The sequence below is a fragment of the Thermoflexus sp. genome (assembly GCF_034432235.1).
GTDB lineage: Bacteria > Chloroflexota > Anaerolineae > Thermoflexales > Thermoflexaceae > Thermoflexus.
This window is the reverse complement of the sequence record NZ_DAOUCJ010000070.1, coordinates 1-8,110: the sequence shown is the minus strand read 5'-3', so window position 1 is coordinate 8,110 and position 8,110 is coordinate 1. Positions and strand designations below refer to the sequence as shown.

Annotated in this window: 9 protein-coding genes; 1 reads left to right on the top strand and 8 read right to left on the bottom strand. The window is 64.8% G+C overall.

All coding sequences use genetic code 11. From position 1 onward, the window contains the following. The 8 genes from VAE54_RS08450 to VAE54_RS08415 form a co-directional block, all read right to left on the bottom strand. Nucleotides 1–290 (bottom strand): helix-turn-helix domain-containing protein (locus VAE54_RS08450; RefSeq protein ID WP_322801516.1); only part of this gene is annotated, 290 nt, incomplete at its 3' end. 113 nt (nt 291–403) lie between these two features. Further along, nucleotides 404–1,288, bottom strand: a complete 885-nt coding sequence (locus VAE54_RS08445; RefSeq protein WP_322801515.1) for a class I SAM-dependent methyltransferase — start codon at nt 1,286–1,288, stop codon at nt 404–406. 14 nt (nt 1,289–1,302) lie between these two features. Continuing rightward, nucleotides 1,303–1,848: a metal-dependent hydrolase gene (locus tag VAE54_RS08440; RefSeq protein ID WP_322801514.1), complete on the bottom strand. Its 546-nt coding sequence runs from the start codon at nt 1,846–1,848 to the stop codon at nt 1,303–1,305. A gap of 294 nt (nt 1,849–2,142) precedes the next feature. Further along, on the bottom strand, nt 2,143–2,682 hold the full coding sequence (locus tag VAE54_RS08435) for a hypothetical protein (protein ID WP_322801513.1): 540 nt from the start codon (nt 2,680–2,682) through the stop codon (nt 2,143–2,145). A gap of 98 nt (nt 2,683–2,780) precedes the next feature. Continuing rightward, nucleotides 2,781–3,686 (bottom strand): homoserine kinase, encoded by a 906-nt coding sequence (thrB, locus tag VAE54_RS08430; protein WP_322801512.1) that lies wholly within the window; start codon nt 3,684–3,686, stop codon nt 2,781–2,783. A gap of 73 nt (nt 3,687–3,759) precedes the next feature. Further along, nucleotides 3,760–5,142, bottom strand: coding sequence for a putative aminohydrolase SsnA (ssnA, locus tag VAE54_RS08425; RefSeq protein ID WP_322801511.1), 1,383 nt, complete (start codon nt 5,140–5,142; stop codon nt 3,760–3,762). A gap of 259 nt (nt 5,143–5,401) precedes the next feature. Further along, the gene (locus tag VAE54_RS08420) at nt 5,402–6,061 is read right to left on the bottom strand and encodes a CoA pyrophosphatase (RefSeq protein WP_322801510.1); all 660 of its coding nucleotides are present in this window, start codon (nt 6,059–6,061) and stop codon (nt 5,402–5,404) included. Between the two features lie 134 nt (nt 6,062–6,195). Next, nucleotides 6,196–6,855, bottom strand: coding sequence for a phosphoribosyltransferase (locus VAE54_RS08415; protein WP_322801509.1), 660 nt, complete (start codon nt 6,853–6,855; stop codon nt 6,196–6,198). 339 nt (nt 6,856–7,194) lie between these two features. Here VAE54_RS08415 and VAE54_RS08410 point away from each other — a divergent pair, with 339 nt between their 5' ends. After that, the gene (locus VAE54_RS08410; RefSeq protein WP_322801508.1) at nt 7,195–8,103 is read left to right on the top strand and encodes a phosphate/phosphite/phosphonate ABC transporter substrate-binding protein; all 909 of its coding nucleotides are present in this window, start codon (nt 7,195–7,197) and stop codon (nt 8,101–8,103) included. Nucleotides 8,104–8,110: the final 7 nt, after the last annotated feature.

Below are 8,110 nucleotides of genomic sequence, written 5' to 3'. Positions count from 1 at the left end.
GCCCGGCCCTGCCGCCCGTTGCGAAAAGCCCGCTCCAGATCCCGGAAGGCCTCCTGAGGGGCGCACTTGGACACCTCCACCCACCCGGGGGCGTTCTCTCGCTTCCAGATGTTCCACGCCTGGTGGAGCTGGGCGGCGGAGGGAAGGGGCAGGCCTTGCTCCAGCGCCTCCAGGCAGCGGGACAGACCCCAATTGTAGGCAAAACGGGCGGTTCCCCCGTGTTTGGCCAGGGCCACCCGCTGCGCCACATTGGGATCCCGCTCGAAGCGAAACGCCTGCATCCCCCGCATCCCATCGCCTCCAGCCCTCGCCTGGCGCGGTTCCGCGCGGAGAGTTTCACGGTTGCAGTCAGTCGTCAGAACGGGCAATAAATGCTAATAAAATGGGCAACTGCTGTCAATCCTCATGCTCCCATCGGGCGCATGACATAAAGCGAACCCTCCCGGGGCCAGCGATGGCCCGCCGGGCAGACTACCGCTGTTTCCTCCTCGTGGGCCGGGAGCCGGCAGAGGGGGCAGCGCCAGAGCCCATCTCCGGTCAGATGCTCTCCAGGCCCCGCCTCCGCCTGAACGAAGATGCTGGGCGTCAGCTTCCAGAGAGCGCCGATCCCCTGCACCCAGCCGTCCATTCGGGCCAGCCAGGGGGCAGGGATCAAACGCTTCAGCCACGGATGCCGGAAATGCGACACCGCCCGTTCCCGCCGGATCCGGAAGCCCGCCTCTTCCAGCCGGGCGCGCATCCAGGCAGGATGGAAATCGAAATGGAGCGGGGCGAACTCCACGGGCTCCGGCGAGAAGGGCGACCAGGACTGAGCGCCCAGGGCGTAACGGAGGATGGCCTTCAGGTGACGCTTACTGGCGAACTCCAGGACGAACACGCCTCCCGGCCGCAGGATTTCGTGGATCCCCCCGAGCGCGCGGGGCACATCCTGGACGTGATGGATCACCCGGACCATCACAACAGTATCGAAGGAGCCGGGCATGAAGGGCAGGCGGTATAGATCGCCCACCACGAAGCGGAACCGCGGGTCGTGTCCCCAGCGCCGCCGGGCAGCTTCCACCTGCGTCCGCGCGTAATCCAGGAGATACACCTCCTCGTAGCCGCCGTATAAATCGGCCAGCCGTCCAAAGCCCGCGCCGATCTCCACCAGCCGATGGCCCCACGGCGGCAACAGCGCCCGCAGCGCGATCCGCTCCGCCAGATCCTCATAGGTGCGGCCCGCCCGCCAGAAGGCCTCGTAGTCGGTCGCCTCGTAATCGCAGATCGGAGGGGAGCTCGTCGCCTTCACGCCATTTCCCCCTATCATCCGCTCAGCAGACGCCAGCCCAGGAGCCCCAACCCGGCGATCCCACTGAGCCACAGGATCCCATGATCCCACAACGATCCGGTCCGCCAGCGCGCCAGGCGCAGGCGACCAGTCGAGAGCGGCCACAGCCAGGGGATCCCCTGGGGGGTGAGCGCATCCAGCAACAGATGGGAGAGATATCCCGCAGCCCATGCCCCGGCCAGCCTGGGTTCCTTCCAGAGCAGCGCGCCCAGAAGGCTCCAGAGGACTGCCAGAGCAAGAGAGTGCGTGGGCCCGCGATGGGGGAGGCGGATCAGCATCCACAACAGGAAACCACTTCCCAGGCCGATCCCAACCATCCATGGAGATCGCAGCAGATACCCCCCCAGCGCGCCCCCGACGAGGGCCAGCGCCCCCAGCCCCCGTGCCCCTCGCGCCACGGAGCCCACATCCAGATCCACATCCGGGATCGCGCCGGAGAAGGCCCCCAGCACGCCTCCCAGCGGTCCGCCGATCCAGAAGCCGATCACCCCTCCCATGACGATATGTGTGCGCAACCGCATCCCACTGGACCCTGAATTTATGAAGGATATGGGCTTGTATCGCTCGATGGGAAATCAACCTTAACAGACGTTCCGCGCCATCCATCGGCCTCCGCCGACGCGAAAGGCCTTTCTTGCCTTTTGCGCCGATTTCAATCGGCCTTCATAGGCGCTTCGCGCCTCGCGTCGGCCTCCGCCGACGCGAAGATGCTTTCTGGCCAGCGAAGGCCGGCCACTGGCCGAAGGCCCTTTGAGGTCGAATTCATTCGACACCCCAAGGCCGGCCATCAGCCCCGACACACCCCTCACCCGCCCCTATGGTCCTGGGATCATATCCAGCAGTGCCTTGAGATCCTTCAGGAGCAGGAGCAGCTTCCCCACCACCGGGTCCAGCCCTGAAGCGCCCAGGGCGATGTCCACCGGTTGATCGAAGCTCACCCCGATTTGCGTGCGAACCGGAACCGTCATGTTCAGCCGCACCGGAAGACGGGTGCCCGGAGGCAGGTTGATAAAGACCGTCCCGTTGATCGTGCCCCCGCCCCCGGGCAGCTGGAACGTCGCCGCGGTGGTGATGGGCACCGGGGCCAGCGTCACCACCACCGTATCCTGTTGAACCGGAAGTTCAAAGGCCACAGGGACCGATTGCCGGATGGGGATGGTGGTGGAGATGTGGGTGCTTCCAAGATCCTGCGCGATCTCCTCCAGGCGCGCCACCGTCTGGTTCACCGTGGACTTCAGGGAGGACAGCTGCAAATAGAGCAGGGCCAGCACGATGACCAGGATCAGGTTTACGGTGAAGGAGAACAGAATGGCGATGTTCTTGAACGCTCCCCACAGCCGTCTGAGGAATCCCATCGCTTTTCCCTCCGGTTGAGCTTATGGGGTATATGAAAACTTTCAGCGCCCGGCCCTGCCCTCCCCCTCCCCGTTGCCGTAAAGCAGAGTTCGATCCGCTATGCCCCCGGTTCGACCTCCACCTGAACCCCATCAAAATCGACCTCCACCACCCAGGTGCGCGCCGGGACGCCGGCCTCGGCAAACGCGGCCGCCATCGCTGCGGCGATCGCCTCATGGCCCTCCGGAGCGAACGCGGCGAGGGCGGGGCCCGACCCGCTGATGCACACCGCCGCCGCTCCCGCGGCCCGCGCAGCCGCTACCGCCCGCTCATAACCCGGGATCAGCTGCGCCCGGTAGGGCTCGTGCAGCCGATCCCGCATCGCTCGGCCCAGCAACCCCCAATCGCCTTCCCGAAAGGCGTGGACGAGGAGCGCTACATGGCCGATCTGGTATACCACATCGGCTAAAGGCAGGTGAGCGGGAAGCAGGCGACGGGCCATCTCGGTGGATACGGTAACCCCCGGGAGAGCCAGCGCCACCCGCATGGGGGGGATGGGAACGCGGGCCGCGATCAGGCCATCCTCATCCCGCGCAACCAGCACCAGCCCTCCCAACAGCGCCGGCGCCACGTTATCCGGGTGACCCTCCAGCATGGCCGCCATCTCCAGCAGGACCTCCGGCGGATCGGATCGCCCCATCCAGGCCTGAGCCAGGGCCAGCCCGCCCACCACGGCCGCCGCGCTGGATCCAAGGCCGGACATGAGGGGGATCCGGTTGCGGCAGCGCAGACGCATCGACGGCAGCGCGGATCCCATCCGCTCGAACAGCGCCGCCGCCGCGCGCACCACCCGATTCGTCCCATCGCGGGGAAGGAGATCCGCGCCCTCCCCTTCCACGATGACCTCCAGGGTGGAGGCCGGCTCGGCCTCGATCTCGTTATAGAGGCCCAGCGCCAGCCCCATCCCATCGAAACCCGGGCCCAGGTTCGCCGTGGTCGCTGGAACACGCACCCGAATCCGCATCGGATCCTTTCACCTCTACAGGTTGATGATCCAGAGAAGCCGCTCTTCCTTCGATCCTCCTGTTCCTGAGCCTTCAGAGGCCTCGCTCCGACTCCACGATCTCCCGAAAGCGCTCCCAGACCCGGGGCGCATGGGCGCGGGCCTCCGCGGCGATCCGTTCCTCATCGAGCGTCAGCAGCTGCCGATCTTTCATCAGAATCCGCCCCCCGCAAATGGTCGTGGTCACATGCGAGCCATCCACACCAAAGATCAGATGCCAGGGCAGATTCTCCTTTGTGAAAGGCGTGTAAGGCCGGTAGTCCAGGAGGATGATATCCGCGTAGGCACCCGGGGCCAGAACCCCTACGGGATGAGGCCAGAAGAGGGAGGCAATGCGGGCGTTCTCCCGGTATGCCATGGCCACGACTTCCTCCGCCCCCATGGCCCGGGGGTCGCGGGCGTGAACTTTATGGACCAGGTAAGCGGTCTTCATCTCCGCAAACATATTATTGGAGAACCCATCGTTTCCCAATCCGACCGTCACCCCCGCCTTCCGCATCGCTCCCACCGGCGCCACCCCTACCGCGTTGTTCATGTTCGAGCGGGGCTGATGGCTGACTTTGCTCTCCGTGCGGGCCAGCAGATCGATCTCCGCGGCGTCGACATGCACGCAGTGCGCGCATAGCGTCTGCGGGCCCAGCACACCCTCGCGGGCAAGGCGTTCCACCGTTCGCACCCCATAGACCGTCAGGCTGTGCCCCTCGTCCGCCGCATCCTCGGCTACATGAATGTGGAAACCAGTCCCCAGCGCCCGGGCTTCCGCAACCGCCTGCTCCATGGTCTGGGGGCCGACGGTGAAGGCGGCGTGAAGTCCGAAGGAGGCCGCCAGGAAGACGCCCCGCGGATCCCCGGTGGCCCGCCATTCCCGAACCCGCCGGAGGAAACGGACGTTCTCCCGGATCCCCGCTCTCGCCCCTTCCGGGCCGTTGCGATCGGACACCTCATAGCAGAGGCAAGCCCGCAGGCCGGCCTCCATCACCGCCTCCGCGATGATGTCCAGAGAGCCATCGATGCAGGAGGGGCTGGCGTGATGATCGATCAGCGTGGTGGTGCCGTGACGGATCGCATCGATCAGACCAACCAGGGCGGAAAGGCGAACCGCTTTCTCATCCAGAGCCCGATCCAGGCGCCACCAGAGCCGGCGGAGGATCTGAGGGAAATTCGATGGGGGCTCATCGTGAAGCGGCATCCCTCGCGCGAAGGCCCCATAGAAATGCGTGTGGGCGCAGATGCTCCCCGGAAGGATCAACTGCCCCCGGGCATCCAGGGCCTCCGCATCCGGGTAGCGCGCTCGTACCTCGGCCGTAGTCCCGATCATCCCCACACGATCCCCCTCGATCGCAACCGCCCCGTCCTCAATCACCCGGGGCGGATCCTCCATGGTGCAAATGGTCCCGTGGATAATAAGCCAGGTCATGGGATCCCTCCTCCTGGAAGCAGCAGTCATGCACCGTTCTCCCGGTTTTATCTCCGCGGGAAATGGAAGATCGCCAAAAACGGCCCCAGCTCCCGGATGATTTTCCCTGTTCCTCACGGCCGGATTCCGATCCGGCCGCATGAATTTCATTGATTTTCTCATGGGAGCTTTGGACGTGGAAGCCTCCCAGGGAGGATGCAATCAGCCTCTTCCTGAAAGCTCCTGCCGGAATGGGAGCCCGGTGGCGAATATTCTATCCTCACGTTGTGGAAGCCAGGACTTCGCGCACGATGGCCCGGAATTCGGCCAGGATCATCGCGGTGGCCCCCCAGATCGTGTGATCCCCCAGACGAAATACCGGGATCCGCCAGCGCACCCCATCGACTTCCCGCTCCTCCTCCCCCTGATGACGGGGATCCAGAAGCCAGGAGAGAGTGGCCTCCAGCACTTCTGCCACCTCGACCGGAGCGGGACGAAACATGGGGCGCCTGGGGAGATAGCCGATCACCGGATGCACCATGAAGCCGCTGGGGGGAACAAAAAGGGGTGTGAGGGAACCCAGAAGCTCCACCGGATCTTCCAGGGGGCCCAGCTCCTCCTCGGTCTCTCGAAGAGCGGCCTCCGCCGGAGATTCTCCCGGCTCACATGCTCCCCCGGGGAGGGAAATCTGGCCCTTGTGATAAGCCACATGGAAGGTCCGCCGGGTAAGCGGGAAGGACAGATCCAGACCATTCGGGTAGAGCAGGATCAGCACGGCCGCCGCGCGGGCCCGCGATAGCTCCTCGCTCAGATGCTCCGCCCATGCCCGTCGATACGGAGGGGCCATCTCCCACTGGGCAGGAGCTCCAGGAAGCGGCCGGGCCAGCCGCTCCCGAAGCTTTTGAACGAACTCTTGGAGAGAAGGTTTCGTGCGTTCCATGGCCGGGCTTGTTCCCTCCAAAAGGTCTGGGGGCCGGGCGAGCCGCCCCGGCTGCTGCCGATGGGGAAAACCAGCGGTGGAATGCCTGGGCTGGAAAGCGGGCTGGCCTGTAAGGCCCGGGAGTCGCCGTCGAATTATTTCCGTCCCCAGGCGATCGCTTCTTCCAGGAGGGCCACCACCTCTTCATCCGGCACCTGGTCGAATTGCTCATAGAAAGCGCCGACGGCCCAGAACAGCGCCGGAGTGTAAAGCACAACCACCGCGTCCGCCTCGGCTTGCACCCGAGGGAGCATCTCCGGCGGGGCCACCGGAGCGGCCACAATCAGGCGCCTGGCCCCCCGGTTCCGCAGAGAGCGCAAGCTGACCCGCATCGTCGCGCCCGTCGCAATCCCATCATCGACCACCACCACCGTCCGGCCCTCCACCGGGATCGGCGGCCGAGCGCCACGGAAGAGGGCAGCCCGCCGCCGGAGCTCCTCCTGTTGACGGCGGACTTCTTCCTCAATGTAAGCCGGCGGGACCTCCAGCTCCGCGATCGCCAGAGGATCCACCCAGAGGGTTCCGTCCTCCGCCACGGCGCCAATGGCCAGCTCCGGGTTCCCGGGGGCGCCCAGCTTATGGGAGAGGACCACATCCAGGGGCGCCTGAAGGGCGCGGGCCACCTCATAGGCCACCACCACGCCCCCCCGGGGGATCCCCATCACCACTACCTGCCCCGCCCGAGCCTCCGGCTCCAGATCTCGCAGCGCCTCCGCCAGCCGCTGTCCCGCATCTTTCCGATCTCGAAATCGCATTCAGGCCTCCATCTCTTTTCCAGATCACCGCCCTCCTCTTAGAAACCATCTTAACGCAAATGGGCGCTCAGCCACCAGGGGTGCTCTCAGGGTTTTGCTGAAACCTCAGGAGGGGCGCCACAGGCTTTCCGAAGGGGAGAAATTTGGAAAGGCAGACCGGTCATCGAAGCGGAGCGAAGGGAGGGCTATCCCCGCTCCCGGATCCCGGCCGAACAGGGTAAGACCGGAGAGCACCGGGAAGCCTGGCCTGAATCCGCCAGAACACTTGACACCACCTCAGGATCCCCCTAAGATGGGCGTGAAAGTTCATGGAACCTCAAGCTCGGGAGGAGGCTCTCCATGAAACGTGTCGGTTTGTTCCTCGTGATCGGGACGATCGTCTTCAGCCTTGCGCTGGGAGCCTGCGCCCCCCAAAAGCCCCCATTGGGAAGCGAACAGAACCCGCTGGTCATGGTCTTCGTGCCCTCCGGAGAGTCCGAAGAGATCAAGCGGGGCGGGGAGCAGCTCGCTCAGCTGCTGGGAAAGAAACTGAATATGAAAGTGACCATCAAACTGGCCAGCAGTTTCGCCGCCGCGGTGGAAGCGATGGGGGCCGGCCAGGCCCAGATCGGCTGGCTCAACACCCTCAGCTACCTCCTGGCCCATGAGAAATACGGCGTGGAGGTGATCCTGGCCACCGTGCGCTTCAAGCAGACTTACTACACGGGCCAGATCATCGTGCGCGCGAACTCCGGCATCCGGAGCATCGCCGATCTCAAGGGCAAGACCATGTGCTGGGTCGATCCCCTCTCCACTTCCGGTTACCTGATGCCCCGTATCCTGCTGAAGGCGAACGGGGTGGACCCGGATAAGGATTTCGCCAAGACCGTGAACGCGGGCTCCCACCCCAATGTGGTGAAGGCGGTTTACAACGGAGACTGCGATGCAGGGGCCACTTATGTGGATGCACGGAGCGCCGTGGAGAAAGACCTCCCGGATGTGAAACAGAAAGTGGTCGTCCTGACAACCACCGCGAAAATCCCCAATGATAACGTGAGCGTGGTGAAAGATCTCCCTCCGGATTTGAAAGCGAAGATCCGGCAGGCGCTGCTGGAGATCGCCCAGTCGGAGGAAGGCAAGAAGGCGCTGCAGACCGTCTACCAGATCGAGGGTCTGCAGCCGGTCGATGATTCCTTCTACGATGAATTCCGGGCCCAGCTGAGCGCCTCCGGATATAAGCTGGAAGATCTGGTGAAACCGGCGAAATGAAGGGTAT

Coding starts and splice junctions, on each gene's coding strand:
- thrB (WP_322801512.1), bottom strand. CDS start 3,686: ATGCGGATTCGGGTGCGTGTTCCAGCGACCACGGCGAACCTGGGCCCG.
- VAE54_RS08435 (WP_322801513.1), bottom strand. CDS start 2,682: ATGGGATTCCTCAGACGGCTGTGGGGAGCGTTCAAGAACATCGCCATT.
- VAE54_RS08415 (WP_322801509.1), bottom strand. CDS start 6,855: ATGCGATTTCGAGATCGGAAAGATGCGGGACAGCGGCTGGCGGAGGCG.
- VAE54_RS08440 (WP_322801514.1), bottom strand. CDS start 1,848: ATGCGGTTGCGCACACATATCGTCATGGGAGGGGTGATCGGCTTCTGG.
- ssnA (WP_322801511.1), bottom strand. CDS start 5,142: ATGACCTGGCTTATTATCCACGGGACCATTTGCACCATGGAGGATCCG.
- VAE54_RS08410 (WP_322801508.1), top strand. CDS start 7,195: ATGAAACGTGTCGGTTTGTTCCTCGTGATCGGGACGATCGTCTTCAGC.
- VAE54_RS08420 (WP_322801510.1), bottom strand. CDS start 6,061: ATGGAACGCACGAAACCTTCTCTCCAAGAGTTCGTTCAAAAGCTTCGG.